This window comes from Horticoccus luteus, from assembly GCF_019464535.1.
In the GTDB taxonomy this organism is placed as follows: Bacteria; Verrucomicrobiota; Verrucomicrobiia; order Opitutales; family Opitutaceae; genus Horticoccus; species Horticoccus luteus.
The window spans coordinates 2,824,738-2,842,989 of sequence record NZ_CP080507.1 but is presented as its reverse complement, the minus strand read 5'-3'; the positions used below and the strand labels follow the sequence as shown (position 1 = coordinate 2,842,989).

15 protein-coding genes are annotated in these 18,252 nt (G+C 64.7%); 5 read left to right on the top strand and 10 right to left on the bottom strand.

Annotated elements, in window-relative coordinates; genetic code table 11:
- Positions 1 to 42 precede the first annotated feature (42 nt).
- The 8 genes from K0B96_RS11610 to K0B96_RS11575 form a co-directional block, all read right to left on the bottom strand.
- Complete coding sequence (locus K0B96_RS11610) at positions 43 to 1,404, bottom strand: tail fiber protein (protein ID WP_220161062.1); 1,362 nt, start codon at positions 1,402 to 1,404, stop codon at positions 43 to 45.
- 40 nt (positions 1,405 to 1,444) lie between these two features.
- A complete protein-coding gene (locus K0B96_RS11605; protein ID WP_220161061.1) occupies positions 1,445 to 3,130 on the bottom strand; it encodes a hypothetical protein in 1,686 nt (561 codons plus the stop codon).
- A complete protein-coding gene (locus K0B96_RS11600) occupies positions 3,127 to 4,008 on the bottom strand; it encodes a hypothetical protein (protein WP_220161060.1) in 882 nt (293 codons plus the stop codon). Before K0B96_RS11600 ends, K0B96_RS11605 begins: the two co-directional genes overlap by 4 nt.
- 17 nt (positions 4,009 to 4,025) lie before the next feature.
- Complete coding sequence (locus K0B96_RS11595; RefSeq protein ID WP_220161059.1) at positions 4,026 to 5,090, bottom strand: TIGR02597 family protein; 1,065 nt, start codon at positions 5,088 to 5,090, stop codon at positions 4,026 to 4,028.
- A 471-nt stretch (positions 5,091 to 5,561) separates the two neighbouring features.
- On the bottom strand, positions 5,562 to 6,860 hold the full coding sequence (gene clcA / locus K0B96_RS11590; RefSeq protein WP_220161058.1) for a H(+)/Cl(-) exchange transporter ClcA: 1,299 nt from the start codon (positions 6,858 to 6,860) through the stop codon (positions 5,562 to 5,564).
- Between the two features lie 277 nt (positions 6,861 to 7,137).
- Positions 7,138 to 8,526 (bottom strand): DEAD/DEAH box helicase, encoded by a 1,389-nt coding sequence (locus tag K0B96_RS11585; protein WP_220161057.1) that lies wholly within the window; start codon positions 8,524 to 8,526, stop codon positions 7,138 to 7,140.
- Positions 8,527 to 8,791: 265 nt separating this feature from the next.
- Positions 8,792 to 8,995, bottom strand: a complete 204-nt coding sequence (locus K0B96_RS11580) for a hypothetical protein (protein ID WP_220161056.1) — start codon at positions 8,993 to 8,995, stop codon at positions 8,792 to 8,794.
- Between the two features lie 26 nt (positions 8,996 to 9,021).
- Entirely contained in the window at positions 9,022 to 9,750 is a 729-nt protein-coding gene (locus K0B96_RS11575) for a phosphoribosyltransferase (RefSeq protein WP_220161055.1), read from the bottom strand.
- A 195-nt stretch (positions 9,751 to 9,945) separates the two neighbouring features.
- Here K0B96_RS11575 and K0B96_RS11570 point away from each other — a divergent pair, with 195 nt between their 5' ends.
- Complete coding sequence (locus K0B96_RS11570) at positions 9,946 to 10,242, top strand: Dabb family protein (protein WP_220161054.1); 297 nt, start codon at positions 9,946 to 9,948, stop codon at positions 10,240 to 10,242.
- 15 nt (positions 10,243 to 10,257) lie between these two features.
- Here the strand turns inward: K0B96_RS11570 and hflX are convergent, their stop codons facing one another.
- Positions 10,258 to 11,541: a GTPase HflX gene (gene hflX / locus K0B96_RS11565; RefSeq protein ID WP_220161053.1), complete on the bottom strand. Its 1,284-nt coding sequence runs from the start codon at positions 11,539 to 11,541 to the stop codon at positions 10,258 to 10,260.
- 154 nt (positions 11,542 to 11,695) lie between these two features.
- Between hflX and K0B96_RS11560 the strand changes: the two genes are divergently transcribed.
- The 4 genes from K0B96_RS11560 (at position 11,696) to K0B96_RS11545 (ending at position 16,221) form a co-directional block, all read left to right on the top strand.
- Positions 11,696 to 13,330: an alkaline phosphatase family protein gene (locus K0B96_RS11560; RefSeq protein ID WP_220161052.1), complete on the top strand. Its 1,635-nt coding sequence runs from the start codon at positions 11,696 to 11,698 to the stop codon at positions 13,328 to 13,330.
- A gap of 89 nt (positions 13,331 to 13,419) precedes the next feature.
- Positions 13,420 to 13,968 (top strand): bifunctional pyr operon transcriptional regulator/uracil phosphoribosyltransferase PyrR, encoded by a 549-nt coding sequence (gene pyrR, locus K0B96_RS11555; RefSeq protein ID WP_220161051.1) that lies wholly within the window; start codon positions 13,420 to 13,422, stop codon positions 13,966 to 13,968.
- An 11-nt stretch (positions 13,969 to 13,979) separates the two neighbouring features.
- Positions 13,980 to 14,924 carry an aspartate carbamoyltransferase catalytic subunit gene (locus K0B96_RS11550; protein WP_220161050.1) on the top strand — a complete coding sequence of 315 codons (945 nt, stop codon included), beginning with the start codon at positions 13,980 to 13,982 and terminating at the stop codon, positions 14,922 to 14,924.
- A 7-nt stretch (positions 14,925 to 14,931) separates the two neighbouring features.
- On the top strand, positions 14,932 to 16,221 hold the full coding sequence (locus K0B96_RS11545; protein ID WP_220161049.1) for a dihydroorotase: 1,290 nt from the start codon (positions 14,932 to 14,934) through the stop codon (positions 16,219 to 16,221).
- 475 nt (positions 16,222 to 16,696) lie between these two features.
- On the opposite strand, the gene K0B96_RS11540 is transcribed toward K0B96_RS11545, so the two are convergent.
- The gene (locus tag K0B96_RS11540; RefSeq protein WP_220161048.1) at positions 16,697 to 17,935 is read right to left on the bottom strand and encodes an integrase core domain-containing protein; all 1,239 of its coding nucleotides are present in this window, start codon (positions 17,933 to 17,935) and stop codon (positions 16,697 to 16,699) included.
- Between the last annotated feature and the right edge of the window lie 317 nt (positions 17,936 to 18,252).

Genomic DNA, 18,252 nt, shown 5'->3' with positions numbered 1-18,252 from the left:
GAGGCACGGGATCGGATTCTGGGTTCGCACGACGACGCGCGCTCAGACCTTGATGATATAATTCACGCTGGCGTTTTGTGGACGGGTTTCCGTGCCGCCGGTGTTGTCGGTCGTGCGATTCAGTTCGTAGCCCTCGTTATCCCAGTCGGTTTTGTTGGAGCCGATGCTGTTGTTGTAGGCCGTGCTGTTACCGCCGCTCTCGGAATAATAAATGTCTTTGTAGCCGTGGTTGTGGGCGGCGAGCTGGTCGCCCTGCACGGAGCCGACGCGATCGCCGGTGCTGCCGTTGGCATTCATCGCAACGCGGGAGTTGCGATCCGGGTCGCGACCGGCGCCGCCATCGCGGCCGCGCAGGAAGCGGCCACGGAAGTCGGGCACGCGGAAATTCGTGCCGTCGGTGTAACCGAAGCGAGTGCCGATGACGGCGAAAAGATTGGCGAAGGAAGTGCGATTAAGCGCCGTGCCGTCGCAAAGCACCCAGCCGGGGGGCGCGGTGTCACCGGCGAAAGGCACGATCGTGCCCGTGGGGCAGAGGCTTTGTTGAACGCCGGGTTCGAGTTTCGAATAGTCGACGGCGTTGGTGACGATTTTAGGCGTGGAAACGCTGTTGGCGGCGAGATCGACCGCGGCGATGGTGCCGTCGGCGATATCGACACTGGTGATGGTGCCGTCGGCAATCGTGGCGCCGGTCACCGCGCCGGCCGCGAGTTTTTCCGTGGTGACGTTGCCATCGGCGATCTTCGCGGTGGTGACGTTGCCATCGGCGATTTTGGCGGTGGTGACGGCGCCGCTGGCGAGTTTGCCGTTGGTGATGTTGCCGTCGGCGACGAGAGCGGTGGTGACGGCGTTGTTGGCAATCTTGGCGGTGGTTACCTGGGCGGCGCCGATCTTGTTGGTGGAGACGGCGGTGTCGGCGAGCATGGTCGTCGTGAGAGCCGCGTCGGCGAGAGCCTCGGCGACTTTCGCGCGGAAGGAGTAGGCGGAGGAGACGATTTGCTGGCGGGGGGTGATCTCAGGATCGGCGGCGGCGGTGCCGTCGTCCACAGTGAGGCCGAGGTAAACGTTGCCGGTGAAGATGGAGGAGAGAACCGTGAACGGCGTGAGGGCGGGTGCGCTGGGACCGCGCAGGCCGGAGACGCCGGTGCCGTTGCCAATCAGCACGCTGAAGTCACCGCCGGAAATGGTGACGGTCTGCGTCTCGGCATAGAGAGGAGTGCCGCCGGAGCTGACGGAGTAGAACTTGAAGGTGACGGTGCGGTTGACGGGACTGGCGTTGCCGATGGGCGTGCCGGAGGCGTCCGTCACGTGGCCTTGATAGGACAAGAGAGTGGGGACGCTGGATGTCTGCGCGAAGGCGGTGAGGGTGCCGGCGAGGAGCAGGAGGGCGGCGAGGAATGTTTTCATGGGCGGGAAAGGGGGAGGGAAAGGATGCGTTGCGGCGATTTCACTGAGTGGTGGTGTCGAGATCGGCGACTTCGGTGACGCGGCGCAGGCCGAAGCCGCCGCTGACGGTGAGGGGCTGGCGGCTCAAGCCGGTGATCGTCTCGGTGTAAGTGCCGCCGTAAACGGTGGTGCCCCAGCCGTTGACGGTGCTGCCATCGGGGGGCGCGGCGGTGAAGTTCAGCGTGACGGTGCGCGTAATGGTGTAGCTCTCGACGCCGGCGGCGAGGGGCAGGCCGCGCGCATCGCGGTTGTCGTGGTCGGGATGGTATTCGTGCACGAAGGGATTCGTGACGTCGTCGAACGGCAGCGAGATCGTGTAGGTGAGGGTGTGGCCGATCGCGAAGGCGCCAGTGCCGGCGATGACGCGGTCGAGGGGCATCTGGCTTGAGACGAGCCGGAGCGCGTCGGCTTTGGTGTCGGCCCAGAGGCCGCCTTCGTGGGTGCAGACGCCGGGGGCGTGGCCGGCGGAGGCGAGGTTGCCGACGAACGCTTGGGAGAGCACGCGCGCGGTGCCGTTGCCATCCACATGGAGGATGAGCCGGAGGGGAAACGCGCGAGCGGTGGTGGCACCGGGACTGCCTGCGACGGTGCTCACGACAGACTTCACGTTGACTTCGCCAATCCAAAGGCCGGCGGGCGTGGCGGTTTGCGCGGTGACGGGGAGATAAACGTCGGTGAGATTCGCCGAATCTTTGATGCGCAGGAGCGAGGCGTAGAGGGCGTTGGACGAGCCGGTGAGCTGGCTGCGGTCGAGGCCGAAGGAGAGGTCGAGGCGGCCGTTGGCGGGGATGGTCACGGTGAAACTGCCGCTGAGGGGCGTCTCGGTGTAGGCGCCGGTGCCATCGTTGACGCGGCGGGTGAGAGGGACGGCGCCGGTGATGCCGGTCTGGCCGGTGGGCGCGGGTTCGGAAGGCGCGGTGGAGACGGTGAGCGTGACGGCGGTGTTGGAGCGATTCATCACGCCGACAGTGATCGCCATGCCGGTGCGGCCGAAGGCGAGGCCGGCGTTACTGGGCAGCTCGTATTCCACGAGGCCGGTGAAATTGCCGACGGTGGCAGCTTGGAACCAGTAGGCGCTGTTGCGATCGAGCTTTTGGGTGCCGAGCGCGGTGACCTCGATCGGATTGGCGAGTCCGAGTTCGCCGCCAACGTATTTGTAGATCTTCGACGGCGCGGTGATCGCGGTGGAAAAGCTGGCGAAGTAATTGGCGAACGTCGTGGTGGCGCTGGCGGGATCGGCGGGGAATCCCATGAAGTTGGCGCCGGTGATGAGCCAGGTGGCGGCCGGCGGCTGCGGCTTTTGCGTGATGGCGACGGTCGTCGTGGTGCCGGCGTCGCCGGCACAATAAATCAGATACGAGGACTGGCCGACCATCTTGCTAAGCTGCTGCTCGCTGGGATCGTCGCGCTTCCAGATCGTCCACTCGCTGCTGGTGGCATCGGGCACGGCGGGAGACGTTGAGAACTGGACTTGGTCGGGGTTGGGATTCCAGCGCCAGACCTGGGTCACCGCGGGATACGCGGCGAAGAGTTCCGCGGGCGTGGCGTAGGAGGCATCGCCGTGAAGATAGATGCCATTCCAACCGGCCTGCAGGACGTAGGTCTCGGTTTTCCATTGAGCATGGAGGGTGGCGGCGCCGAGGAGGACGGCAGCGATGAGGAGGGCGAGGGGGCCGGAGCGATTCATCGAACTTTTAACCGGTAAAAGAGAGCGTGGACGGAATCGGCGGCGGAATCCGCGTAGAGGTCGACGACGCCGGTCGAGGTGGCTTGGAAAGAGGCTTGAGCGACGGGAGCGACGGGTGTGTCGGTGACGGCCGGCTCGGGGTTGGTCGTGTAGAGGGAAACGTGACTCCACGTTTTCAAATCGGGGGACGATTCGAGCGAATAGACTTTGCCGTAGATGGAGAAGAATTGGAGGTGCACGCTCGCGGTGCCCTTGGCGACGATTTGAAGCGCGAGATAGTCGGTGGGATCAGTGGCAAAGGTGCCCGCGACGTATTCGGCCCAGTTGGAAACGCCATCGCCATCGAAGTCGCCATCGCGGTCGATGAGGCTGAGATCCCAACCGTTGGGCCCGGGCCGGATGCCGGCGGCGAAGAGTTGACTCTGTTCCCACGCGTCGGGAAGGCCATCGCCGTCGGAATCGACGCCGAGCGTGAGATCGAGGCGGACGCGTTGACCCGGCTGGCCGACGGTGCGCGTGACGGACATTTCGACCGGCGTGTAAGCGATGTTGTTAAGGAGGATTGCGAGGCTGAAGGAAGAGCCGGTGGCGTTGGCCAGATCGCTGTAGCTCACGCTGCCGCCGCGCTGCATATCCATGCGCAGGCGGATTTGATAATTTTGGTCGAGCAGGTCGCTTTCGATGATGTTCTGCCGAAGTTTTTCGACGCCGTCTTTATAGAAGACCACCACGGCGCCGGCGGCGTGGATGCGCTGGCCTTGTTCGTCGCGCACGGTGCCGTAGAGGGTGAAATACGGCGCCGGGGGAAACGCATGGGCAACGCCGGTCAGCAGCGCGAGGCCGAGAAGCAGCAGAGGGAGAAGGAGGCGGCGGGGCACGGTGGGATGGCGCGGGCTCAGTTGACGTGGGGGCTCACCCATTCGGTCGAGGCGCTGGTCGCGTCCCGAAACTTGCGAATGACGAGGCCGGTCGTGGCGTTGAGCACGGTGTCGTTGGCGGTGGGATTGCCGGGAGCCGCTTTGATCCAATCGCGGCCAACCCGATAATAAGTGGCGACGGGCGTCTTGTTGAAAGCGCGCACGGTGTTATCGAAGACGAGAAGTTGATCGCGCCGGTCGTTGGGAAACGTGGAAGCGCTGGCGACGAACGAGGCGTCAAGTCCGCTGGCGCTCAGGGCGGTGTCGAAGGGGCGGTTGAGGGCGACGACGTTGTCTTGAGGGCCGGAGGATGAGGTGAAGAGGGGGATCCGCTCGTCTTCTTCGACGACTGAACCCGCGACCGCCCAGACGGTATCCTGCGCAATCACCGCCGGCTGACGAATGATGAAGCTGCTGTCGGGATGGAGCACGATGTCGTCGGCCCGCGGGTTGCCCGTCACCGCTTGATACCAACCGGCGGAGGTAAAATAATACACACCGGCCGCGGGCAGATTGATGCCTTCGTAGCCGTGATCGAAGAGGATGATCTGCGAGCGGCGTTGCGGACCGAGCGGGCCGGGCGAGGCGGCGAGCGGATTGAGCGGGGTGTTCGATTCAGCGACCGGGAAAAGAGTGCCCAGCGTCCAGTAACGCCGGATCTTGATCGTGTCGCCGACGGCCAGGGCTGAATAGTCATTGCCCTCACTGTCTAAAGTGAGCGTATCCGCGGTGTTGGCGACGATGGTGAAATAGGCGCCGTGGCGTGCGCCGGTGCCGATGCGCAAATAGTAAAATTGCTTGAATTGGTCGGACGCAAAAGCGGGCGCGCCGGAAACCTTTACGATAAATTGACCGCCGGCGGACGGGAGGATGGAGGTTATCCTGCCACTGTATGCAATCCCCGCGGCCAACGGCACCGCGACGATGGTGTCGGAGGCGCGTAGAAGAGTTATATTAACATAGCCAACGGGGGCGCTCGCGACGTCGACCGCCAAGGTGCGGACAGGGCTGAGCAGGGACAGGACAGCGGCGACAGCGAGCATGGTGGGTGCTCGCCACAGCGGACCAGCAGTAGTCCGGGCGGGAAGCGAGACGGGGAGCGAAAAGAAGAAGTTGAAAACGGACATCGAGGCGGATCGACCAACCCGCAGCAGAAGCGGCTCGGAGGAAACTAGGGGCCGCAACCTCAACCATGGCTGCAGGAATGGAGTGCGGACTCTGGTTGAAGCGACGGGCTGGAGGGCAACAGACTGAGTATAGGGCGCAAGTATTTTTATTGGTAAAGAAAGCGCTGATTCACCGCGGGCGGGAGGCGAGACGCCATATCGCCGCACCGGGGGCGCGAAATGAAATAATTACGCCACACGCCCGCGGCTTTCGTGGCACGTAAAGGAAGTGTAAATTCCATCCGGCGTGTTGCCGACAGGGCAGGCGCTGTCGCCCCGCCTCAGGCCGCGTTGGCGAAAGTGTTTTAGATTCCGCCGGCGCTATATTAGCGCGTGTCCGGACTCCGCCTACGCCTGGTGCGCGTGCGCGGGATCGGGGAAGGAGCGCTCAAGGAGCGCTTCGTAGATGGGGGGCGTGTGCAGCGCTTCGGCGACACCGTAGGCGCAGAGGCAGGCGGTGAGGAGCGGCAGCATGATGTTATACTGTCCGGTCATTTCGACCATCAGCACGATGCCGGTAAGTGGCGCGCGCACCGCGGCGGCGAAAAGCGCTCCCATGCCCAAGACCGCAAACACCGGCACGGAGGGAATCCAAGCGGGGCTGACGTTGTGGCCGACCATGCCGATGAAGACGCCCGCGAGCGCACCGATGACGAGGATCGGCGCAAAGATGCCGCCGGCGGCACCGCAGCCGTAGCTCACCAACGTGAGAACAAAACGCGCGAGAAACAGCAGAGGCAGCCAGTGAAACGCAATTTCGCCGGTGAGGGAACGGTCCGCCAAGGGGTAGCCGGAACCGACGACACCCGGCCAGAAATAACCCACCACGCCGATCACGAGGCCGGCGAGGGCGCCGACGACGAAGGGTGAAACGCGTTTGAATTTTCCAAACCAATCCAGACTGGCGATGAGACCGCGATTGTAGGCCACGCCCACAAAACCCAGCACGACGCCCATGAGCGCGGCCAGCGGCAGGATCGTGAGCGGCGGCGGCGTCACGATGGGCAGGGCGAACACCGGCATGCTGCCAGTCAACACGCGGGCGACGACATCGGCCGAAACACACGCCAGAAAGGCCGAAATAAACACGACCGGCGTGAAGGCACCGTGCAATTCTTCGAGCACGAACATCACGCCGGACAGCGGCGCGTTAAAGGCCGCGGCGAGGCCGGCGCCGGAGCCGGCGCTGATGAGGGCCTTGCGTTCGCCTTCGCCGGGCGTGATCCGCAAAGCGTCGCTGACGGCGAGACCGGTTGCGCCGCCCATTTGCACCGTGGGGCCTTCGCGACCGAGCGCGAAGCCGCCGCCAATGGCGAGCAGGCCGGCGAAAAATTTGATGGGGATGAGCCGCTTCCACCGCAGCGTTTGCCGACCGAGCACGACCGCTTTCAGATGCGGGATGCCGCTGCCCGCCGTCTCGGGCGCGTAGCGACGCACGAGCCACACGCCGAGTCCGCCGCCGACCATGGCGAGACCAATGGAAATGGCCGCGGCGAACCACGTGTGATGCGCGTGGATCTGCGTGATGCGCCAATGTTCAGCGTAGGTGAGCGAGAGTCGAAAGGCGGACGCCAGCACGCCAGCCACCAATCCCACCAACATCGCCTTCCACATCAAGTGACGGCGCTTGACGTCTCTTGTGCTCAAACCGAATCCGGCGTGCCCCTTGGGCGTAGGCTCATTCATCGTAGCGAGCTTTTACGACCCGCCCGCGGGCGCAAATGGAAATCGGAAGAAACAGAAATGGCACGCCCTCGGCCGGCGGTCGGACATTAAAAAACGCCGCCGCGTGCGCCTCGGCACGTCCATGATTGCAGGAAAAGCGTGAAGGAGAGGAACGCACATTCTCGGTTGCGTGCCCGAAGTCTGAAACGCAAACCGCCGGCTCCGAGGAGCCGGCGGCAAGGTGAGCTAACACGCTGACTTAGCGCGATGAAGGGCCGCGACCGCCGGGGCGGGCAAAGCCCCACGAGCGACCCCGCGCGAGCGGGGAATGCGCGGCGGGTTTCGCGGCCGCGGGAGCGTGGCCGGCGGGGCGGGCCGCGGGGGAGGGCGCGGAGCCGTGATTCGAGTGCGAACGGCCCGCGGGACGGGCGTGCGACGAGTGATTGCGATGGCCGTGCGGTGCGCGATCAGCAGGCGCGGGGCGCGGGACCGCGGATCCGATGGGAAACGGGTGGTCGGTGAAGACCGGGATTTCGCGACGGATAAGGCGTTGGATGTCGCGCAGGAAGGAGCGTTCCTCGGCGCTGCACAGGGCGATCGCGAGGCCGTCGGCGCCGGCACGCGCGGTGCGGCCGATGCGATGAACGTAGGACTCGGGCTCGTTGGGCAGGTCGAAGTTGACGACGAGGCCGATGCCTTTGACGTCGATGCCGCGGGCCGCGATGTCGGTCGCGACGAGGACGCGGAGGGTGCCGTTGCGAAACGCCGCCAAGGCGCGTTCGCGGGCGCCTTGCGATTTGTTGCCGTGAATGGCGTCGGCGGGGATGCCGTCACGCACGAGGTTTTTGGCGATGCGGTTGGCGCCGTGTTTGGTGCGCGAGAAGACGAGCGCGAGGCCTTCCGGATGCGTTTCCAGCAGGTGCACGAGCAAGCGGGGTTTATTGCCGGCGTCGACATGGCACACGCGTTGGTCGATGCGTTCGGCGGTGGAGGCGACGGGGCTGACCTCGACGCGCACGGGATCGCGCAAAAACGCGCTGGCGAGCGAGCGGATGGTCTCGGGCATCGTCGCGGAAAAGAGGAGGGACTGGCGGCGGGCGGGGAGCTTCGCGAGCACGCGTTTCACGGACGGAGCAAAACCCATGTCGAGCATGCGATCGGCTTCATCGAGAACAAAGAATTCCACGCGATCCAGCGCGAGGCAGCGTTGCTCCATCAGGTCGAGAAGACGGCCAGGGGTGGCGACGACGATATCGACGCCGGCAGCAAGCTGGCGGATTTGCGGCTGTTCGCCGACGCCGCCGAAAATGACGGTGTGGCGCAGTTGCAAGTAGCGGCCGTAGAGCGCGATGTTTTCCGCGATCTGCGCGGCGAGCTCGCGGGTGGGCGTGAGAATCAACGCGCGCGGCTGGCGGGCGACGATGGGCTTCGGCTGCGTGCTGAGGCGGTGCAACATCGGCAACGCGAAGGCGGCGGTTTTGCCGGTGCCGGTCTGAGCGATGCCGATGACATCGCGGCCGTCGAGCAGGAGCGGAATGGCCTGCGCCTGAATGGGCGAAGGGTGCGTATAGGCCTTGTCGGCGAGAGCGCGTTGGAGCGGCGCCGCAAGTTGCAGCGACGCAAAGGTAATGGACTGATCAGGTGTCATGATGAAACCGACGCCAGGCGCCGGTGAAGCCGCGCGGCCGAAATGGCGGCGGGCGATAGCTCGATGAGGGAAGTGACCTCTGACGGTCCTTCATCGAAAAGAGACGCCCGAAGAGAACGGCCGGGCGGGATTTTTCATCCGCTCCGTGCGTTCAAGGGTTTGACGGTCGCATGATTTGCCCGGCGTGCAAGAAATTATTCCGGGGCGAGAAATGCCGGCCGGGCAGTGCCAAACAAAAACCCGCCGGAAAGCGGCGGGTTTCTCCTCAGGCGCCCAACGGCCAGTGGTGAGGCGGGGGCGGCAGTGGTTCGTCTCCTTGGTGGAAACCGGTTTCGTCTTCAAATCCCGACGGAGCGGCGCGGGCGAGCAGGTAACCGAGAAATCCCACCAAGGCGGCGTAAGCACCGAAAATTAAAACCGCGATCCCCATGGCATTCCTTTCGACCACGCTGGCGGGCAGGTGAGCCATCCGCGCGCACGTTTTGTGAAATAATTTTATCCCACGGCGCGGCGGACGTGGGGAGCGGGCTGCGACCAAGGTGCGCGCGCGAGGAGTGCGCAGACATCGGCGTCATCCAAATCCGGAAAGCGATCATAGGATAAACCGACGGCGAACAACGGGTCCGGCATCCGCGGGCAAACGATTTCATCCACGTCAACGGCGAGCGCTTCGAGCGCCCCGGAGGCGCCCACGGGCACAGCAATCGTGACTGAGGCCGGCGATTGGGCGCGCAGGCCGGCGAGGGCGACGCGCATGGTTGCGCCGGTGGCAACGCCATCGTCGACGAACAGCACGTGGCGATCGCGCACATCCAGCGGCGGGCGATCGCCGCGCAACGCCTGCTCGCGGCGCTCCAGGAAGGGCAGCGCTTCGGCGACGGCGCGTTTCATCGCCTCGGCGTCGATGGCGTGGTGTTGCATGACGTCGCGGTCGAGCACGCAAACGCCGCCAGACGCGAGGGCGCCCATCACGAGGTCGGGCTCGCCAGGGAATGCGAGGCGGTGCACGACGAAAACATCCAGCGGCGCGCGCAAGGCGCGGGAAATTTCGTAGCCGACCGGCACACCTCCGCGGGCGAGCGCGATCACGACGAGATCCATCCGGCCGGTGAAGCGGTGCAGTTGCTCCGCGAGCACTTGGCCGGCCGCGCGGCGGTCACGATAAGGGAGCAGCGTGGTGACCGAGCCAAACTCGGTGGTGCCATGAAAGGTGCGATGGTGCAAAGTGAGCTCCGGAAAAAGGGTTGAGGAGGCGAGAGGGCGCGATGCTAGCGCGATCGGAGCGGGTGGCCTATCGGGATGCGGTCTCAGCGTCGCATAGGAGAGCGCGGTGCGGAGGCGGACTGCACTCGGGGAAACCACGACGCGAGAGCGGCGCCGGACTTGCGCTTCGGCCTCCGACTGCGAACGCTGCATGCCATGCTCGTGCACACCGTTTACTTCTGGCTGAAGTCCGACTTAACCGCGGCGCAACGCGAGGCGTTTGCCGCCGCGCTGGCGAGCCTTCGCGGCATCCCCATGGAGGCGTTTTATACCGGCCGGCCTGCGGCGTTACCGGCGCGCCCGGTGGTGGACGCCACGTTCGACCATGCGATCACGTGCGTTTTTGCGGATATCGCGGCGCACAATGTTTATCAAACGCATCCGCTGCACCTCGCGTTTCTCGCGCAGTGCAAAACGTGGTGGACGCGGGTGCAGATCTACGACGCGAACTGACGCGGCGGAGCGCACTCAGCGCTTCGGCGCGAGCACGAAGGGGCCGAAGAGGCCGGCCTGCGTGGCGGGAAAGCGCCCGCGCAGGTAAACGCCGTCGTCGCGGTGTTCCTGCTCCTGCACGTCGCCCAGCGAATGCAGACGAGCGATGACATCGTAGCGTTCGTGCGGCACGAGGAGTTCAGTTGAGGCGAGGGTGTTGGCGATCAGTTCAACGCAGTGATCTTCGAGGGCGGGAAGGCCGGCGCCGGTTTTGGCGCTGACGAAGAGGGCGTCGGGCGCAAGGCCGCGGGCCTGGCTGCGCAAGGCATCGGTGGCGGCGTCGTCTTTGTTGAAGACGGTGAGGATGGTCTTGCCGGTCGCGCCGAGCTCGTCGAGGACGGCGAGCGTGGTGGCGTGATGTTTCGCGAAATTCGGATTCGTGAGGTCGAGCACGTGGATCAGGAAATCGGCGACGACGACCTCTTCGAGCGTGGCTTTGAACGCTTCGACCAAACCGTGCGGGAGGCGGCGAATGAAACCGACGGTGTCGGTGACGAGGAGCTTCTGGTTGCCGCGGAGCAGGAGTTGGCGCGTCGTGGGATCGAGCGTGGCGAAGAGCTTGTTTTCGGCGAGAACGTGCGCGCCGGTGAGGGCGTTGAGGAGGGAGGATTTGCCGGCATTGGTGTAGCCGACGATCGCGGCGGTGGGCACGGGCACCCGCAAGCGGCGGCGGCGCTGCACGTCGCGTTGCTGGCGCACTTCGATCAGCTCGGCTTTGAGCCGCGTGATGCGATCGCGCACGATGCGGCGATCCTGCTCAAGCTGCGTCTCGCCTTCGCCGCCGAGGGAACCCTTGCCGCGTTGGCGGGAAAGATGGGTCCACGCGCGGGTGAGGCGGGGCAGGGAGTATTCCATGCGCGCGAGCGCGACCTGCAACACGGCTTCCCGGGTGTGCGCGCGGTCGGCGAAGACCTCGAGAATGACTTCCTGGCGGTCGATGACGGCGATCTCGGACTGTTTCTCCCAGTTGCGCTGCTGCGCGGGGGAAAGCGTTTCGTCGATGACGATGACATCGGCTTCGTCCTCGTGCGCGAGGTCGATGAGTTCGGTGGTTTTACCGGAGCCGAGGAGTGTCGCGGGGGTGGGCGAGCGAAGGTTGACGAGGACCGCGCGGGTGACGGTGATCCCGAGGTTCTCCACCAACTCGCGCAATTCGGCGAGGAGTTCGGTGCCTTCGCCATCGGGCATGTCGGACGTTTGCACGCCGATGAGGAAGGCGCGCTGGAGGTTGGTGGACTTGGATTCGAGAAAATCGGCCATGAAGGAGGCGCTACCCAAGTCGAGCGGAAGACGGGAGTCAAAGCCGGTCGGTGCATCAAGACGGTGGGGAGCAGGAAAACGTCGACGCGCCAGCCTGATTGCCTAGGTTGCGCGCATGCTCCAGGTCACGCGTTGCCCTCGTGTTATCGGCCTAATGCTGCTCGCCGGGGTTTTCTCCGCGAGCGCCGGGACAAAGGAGGCGCCGCCCCCTGCGCTCGTGGTGGTCATCAGTATCGACCAGTTCCGCCACGATTACCTGGAGCGTTTCGCGCCGTATTTCGGCCGGGAAGGTTTTCGCCGGTTGCAGGAGCAGGGCGCGGATTTCGTCGATTGTCATTTCCGGCATTCGATTACGTATACGGGACCGGGCCACGCGGTGATGTTGACCGGCGTGCATGCGAACGTCGGAGGAATCATCGCCAACGAGTGGTTGGAAGGAGAGGAGATGACGCGGGTGAACTGCGTCGAGGATCGCAGCGTGAGCATCATCGGGCAGGCGGCCGGAGACGACGCGCCGGCCGCGGTGACGGCGGCGAAAGGCCGTTCGCCGGCGCATCTGCTCGCCGACACGGTGGGCGACGAATTGAAGATGGCGCGGGCGAACCGGCCGCGCGTCATCGGCGTGTCCAACAAGGATCGCGCGGCGATTTTGATGAGCGGGAAACTGGCCGACGCGGCGTATTGGATGGAGGGAGGCCGCGTGGTGAGTTCGACATATTACGGCCCCAAGCTGCCGGCGTGGCTGGTGGCGTTTAATGCGGAAGGGCGCGTGGAAAAATATTTCAACCGCGTCTGGGACCGGGCGCTGCCGGAAAAAGATTATGCGCTGCAGGACGTGGACGATATGGCGGGAGAATCGGACGGGTTGGGGCTGACGCGGGTGTTTCCGCATCGCATCACAGGCGGCGCTGACCGGATTACGCCGGCGTTTTACAGCGCGTTCAACACGTCGCCGTTCAGTCTGGAGTTTTTAACGGATCTGGCGGTCGCGACGCTGCGCAACGAGCAACTCGGGCAACGCGGCACGACCGATGTGCTCACGGTCAGTTATTCGGCGACGGACTACGTCGGCCATGCTTACGGGCCGGACAGCCAGGAGATGATGGATATGGTGGTGCGGCTGGACGGTCAGTTGGCGCGGCTGCTGGCGGCGGTGGACCAGCAGGTGGGGCTCGCGCATTGCACGATCGTGTTGACGGCGGACCACGGAGCGGCGCCAACGCCGGAGCACATTCACGCGATCTCACCGCATTTCGACGCGGGGCGTTTTGACGGCGGAAAGATGACGGGGGCGGCGGAACAGGCGTTGATCGCGCAATTCGGACCGGCGCCGGCGGACGGTCATTGGGTGGTGCGGGACGGCCTGTCGTTGCGGTTGGTGGCGGCGACGTTGAGAGCGCGTCATGTGGCGGCGAACGAGGCGCAACGCGTGGCGGCGGAGGCGGTGGCGGCGCTGCCGTTCGTGCAGGCCGTTTACACGCGGACGCAACTCGAACGCGGGGAAGTGCACGATGAACTCGGCGCGCGGATGCTCCTGAGTTTCAACGCGGCGCGCAGCGGTGATGTGTTGATGCAGCCGAAGCCATTTTGGATCGACAAGACGCCGGCGGGGACGACTCACGGCTCGCCTTACAATTACGATACGCACGTGCCGATGCTGTGGTTCGGCGTCGGGGTGAAACCGGGCCGCTACGTGGAGCGCGTGGGCGTCGACGACATCGCACCGACGCTTGCGCGGATTCTGGGCGTCCCGGCGCCGCCGCGGGCGGAGGGGCGCGTGCTGTTTTGAGCGCCGCGCGGGCAGCGCACGAGCCGGTGACGCGGAGCAGCGGACATTTCGCTTTACGCAGCGCGGACGAACGGCACAAACGGCCCTTGGTGGGCACGCCGAAAACCATTGGATCCGGGCAACTGCACGCTGCGATTGAGCGGCTGGCCGAAGGCATTTTGGCCCGCCACGCGCGGCCGGCGGAGTTGATTCTGCTCGGGATCGCCAATGGCGGGATTGAACTGGCGCGGCGGCTCGGCCGGCGGATCGGCGCGAAACGCGTGGGCACGATCGATATTTCGTTTCACCGCGACGACATTGGCCGCAACCCGATTCCGAAGGAGTTCGTGCCGACGCAAATCCCGGGAGACGTGGACGGAGCGACGGTGATTCTCGTCGACGACGTGTTGTTTTCCGGTCGCACGGTGAAGGCGGCGCTCGACGAATTGTTCGACCACGGCCGGCCGGCGAAGGTGGAGCTCGCGGTGCTCGCCGATCGCGGCGGACGCATGCTGCCGCTGGCGGCGGATTACACCGGCCTCGAAATTGACGTCGCCGCAGAGGAGAAAGTCAGCGTGACGCTGGACCCGGCGGACTCCGACCGCGATGGGTTGCGCGTGGCGCCGGCGAAGAAAACCGCGGCGGCGAATCAGAGCTAGTTGTTCTTCCCATGACCTGGAACCGACGCCATCTGCTCACGATCGAGGAACTCTCGCTGGCCGAGATTGAACAGGTCCACGCGACGGCGGCGGCGTTCAAGACCATCTTGAAACGCAGTGTGAAAAAAGTGCCGGCGCTGCGGGGCAAGACGATCGTCAACCTGTTTCTCGAACCGAGCACGCGCACGCGCATGGCGTTCGACATGGCGGCGAAACGGTTGAGTGCGGACGTGATTTCATTCGACGCGGCGAGTTCGTCGACGACGAAGGGCGAAACGTTGCGCGATACGGCGGAAAACATCCAGGCGCTCAACGCGGATATGATCGTCATCCGCCACGCGGCGGCGGGCTCGCCGCTGTTTCTCTCGAAGATCCTCGATATCCCGGTGGTCAACGCCGGCGATGGCGCGCACGAGCATCCGACGCAGGGGCTGCTGGACACGTTCACGATGAAGGAGCGACTCGGCGCGATGAAGGGCCGCAAGGTCGTGATCCTCGGCGATATTTTGTTCAGCCGCGTGGCGCGCTCGAACATCCACGCGTTGACCAAAATGGGCGCCAATGTGACGCTCGTCGGCCCGTCGACGCTGGTGCCGCAGTGGTTCACGGAGCTCGGCGTGGCGGTGTCGCACGATTTGAAATCGGCGCTGGCGGACGCGGAAGTGGTGATGCTGTTGCGCATCCAGCACGAGCGGCAGGCGAGCAGCCATTTTCCGTCGCTCGGCGAATACACGAGCATGTTTGGTCTGAACAAGACGCGCGCCTCGTGGCTGAATCCGAAGGCGATCATCATGCATCCCGGGCCGATCAACCGCGGCGTCGAAATCGACAGCGAACTCGCCGATGGCGAACGCAGCGTGATCCTCGAGCAGGTGAGCAACGGCCTCGCGGTCCGCATGGCCGCGCTTTATCTGTGTGCCGGCGGCCAGCCGGAGCACGTCACCGTCGTCGAATAATTTTGCCATGCCCAGCCTCTGGATCGCCAACGCCCGCGTGATCGACCCCGCCGCCCGACGGGACGAAGTCGGCGATGTGTTCATCAAAAACGGCCGCTTCGTCGCGTCGTTGTCCGCCGCGGAGCGCAAAGCCGCGAAGAAAATCGACGGCGCGGGCCTTGTGGCGTGTCCGGGGCTGGTGGACATCCACGTGCATTTCCGCGAGCCGGGGCAGACGCACAAGGAAACGATCGCGACGGGTTCGCGCGCGGCGGCGGCGGGCGGTTTTACGACGGTGGTGTGCATGCCGAACACCTCGCCACCGGCGGACAACGCGGGCACGATCCAATTCATCAACGACGCGATCCGGCGCGATGCGGTGGTGCGGGTGCTGCCGACGGGTTGCATCACGGTGGGCATGAAAGGGCAGGCGCTGGCGCCGATCGGGTCGTTGAAACGCGCGGGTGTGGCGGCGATCACCGACGACGGGGATTGCGTGCAGAGCAACGAGCTCATGCGGCGCGCGTGTGAATACGCACGGATGTTTGACCTGCCGATCATGGATCATTGTCAGGATCACTCCATGACGCAGGGCGCGGTGATGAACGAGGGCGCGATGTCGACCCGGCTCGGCCTGCGCGGCTGGCCGCATGCGGCGGAAGACCTGATCGTTTCGCGCAATGTGATCCTTTCGACTTACACCGGGGCGCACATTCACCTGCAGCACATTTCGTCGCGGCTCTCGGTGGAAATCATCCGGCGGGCGAAATCGCGGGGCGTGAAGATCACGGCGGAGGCGACGCCACATCATCTGGCGCTGACGGATGCCGCGCTCGGCACCTACGACACGAATTTCAAGATGAACCCGCCGTTGCGCGAGGAGGAGGACCGGCAGGCGTTGATCGCGGGTTTGCGCGAAGGTGTTCTCGATTGCATCGGCACCGACCACGCGCCGCACACCGATTACGAGAAGGATAAGGAATTCGATTTCGCGCCCAATGGCATCATCGGACTGGAGACGGCGCTCGCCGTTTCGCTCGGCGTGTTGGTGCGGGAGAACAAATTCAAGCTGGCGCACTTGGTCGATCTGATGACGCGGCGGCCGGCGGAGATTCTCGGGTTGCCGGCGGGGACGCTGGCGGTCGGCGCGGAGGCGGATGTCTGTCTTTTCGATCCGAAAGAGACGTGGGCCTACGATGCGAAGGCGGGCTTCAGCAAGTCGAGCAACTCACCGTGGCACGGCCGGACGCTGACGGGACGCGTGAAGAAAACGATTGTCGGTGGGCGGGTGGTTTTTGACGGGCGGAAGATCGTTTGAGGGTGGACCGGCGGCTCCAATCGGAAACAACGAGCCGATCGAAGATGTCTCCGCGGCCGGCCCCACCGCCACGTTGGTAGGGCGCTGTCGTGGGCATGAAACTCTATCCCGCTTTTAATCCGGACCATTGACCAGTCCGCCTAGTCAAGATTGGCGCAAGGGTTTCGACTCAGCCTCGCCGAAAGTGGGCGTCGTGGCCGCTATGAAAGAGCGCGGGCCGCGGCAACGAGCCGCTGGCTTGGCCTTGCGCGTAAATGCGCAGGCTGTATTCCGTCAGCCGACAGTCAGCGCTTGGAGCGCGCAAAAACAGGTATGAACTACATATTACAAAGCCTGACCCCTTTGCTCTTCAACAGTGGAGGCTGGGTTCGATCCGGTGATAGGTGACAAACTGTCCGGAGTGATGGGTGACACTTTTGATAGAGGATAATGAGTTGTTGTAGCGAGAGGTTTGTAGGTTTGGGCGGAAGATATATTAAGGGAGGGGTGCTGGGGAGGGTGCTTGCTCCCTCCCCGCTCTGACGGCCGCCGCAGGCGGCTGGTGGGGATGGGGCGCGGGCCGGGCCGGTTTGACGTAGGCGGTGGGGTGAAAGCGACCGCCCTCGGCGTCGTAGGCGAGATGGCCCAGATGTACGTTGGCGAAATACACTTCGGTCTGGCCCGTGTCGCTGTGTTCCAAGCCGACCCGCTTGCCGGCAAACGCATCGCCCATGTAGTAGTTGCGACCTTCGTGCGCGACATGGCCGGAGTCGGAGACGACTTTGACTTGTTGGTGGGCCGGATAGACCAGAGGTTTGTCGTTCTCGCCCAGTCGCCGGGCGCTGGGGCGGTAAAACTCGGCGGGCGGGCGCTGGTCGAGCGCCTCGTGGGGCCGCTCGTGGTTGTAGGTGTGCTGCCAGCGATCGAAACGACGCTGTTGGGCCGCGAAGTTGGGCGAGGCGGGCTGCGTCGCCTCCGCCTTCAGATCGCGGTGCATGCGCTCGTGCGAACCGTTGTCCTGCGGCGAACCCGGCCGCGTGAACTCCACTTCGATGCCCTGCTCGATCCACCACACGCTCAGGCTGGACAGCCGCCCCAGGCCGATGGAGGCGAACGGCGCGCCCAGATCGCAGCGAATGATCTCCGGCAGCCCATGGTGCCGCATCAGCCCGCGAAACGCGTGCCGCGTGCCTTTGAACTGCTGGTTGGGCCGCGCGTCGCACGCCAACACGTAATGGCTGTAGCGATCGCAGACGGTCAGCGGATCGCAGCGCTGCTGGTTGCCCAACATGAACCAGCCCTTGAAGTCCACCGTCCAGACGTGATTGGGCTGGGTCGGGACGGTCAGGCCGTCGTTGCTCGCGGCAAAGGCGCCGGGACGGCGTCGGCGGCGCACGCTCAACCCGTGCCGCCGCAGCAACTCGGCGATCGTGCTGCACGCCGGCGGGCGCTCGATCCCATGCTTCAACTCGAGCACCGCCTGCAGCTTCTTCGGTCCCCACGTGCGGTGTTGACGGCGTTCGGCGAGGATCAGCGCCTCAACGGCCGCGTCGGTGCGCTGCGGAAACGTGTGCGGCCGATGGCTGCGCGGCTGCAGGCCAGCCAGGCCCGACGCCGCGTAGCGCACCAAATGCTTGTAGCCCGTCTTCCGGCTGATGCCGAACTGTTCGCACAGATCGCTCACCGTAAAACGGCCGCTCTGCGCCAGAATGACAAATCGATTGATCTCTTCCATTGGGGTTACGTTTTGCCACGGCATTGTGCCGTGCAGTGTAACCCATCACTCCGGATTATGTGTCACCTATCACTCCGGATAGTTTGTTACCTATCACCGGATCATACCCCCGAGCAAAAGACGTCCTGTCTGAGACGTCCGGTCTTGACTCTTGACAAGACGAACGAGCGGCGCACGGCGCGCCAGCCTTGCGCTGTGCGACGATCTGAAACACCGTCTGCATCTGTTGCAGAACCGGGCGAACCTGCGCCACGTGCAGGAGATAACTGAAGGGGGCGCACCGCCGCTGCGACCCGCGCGAAAAGGGCGTTGCTCAA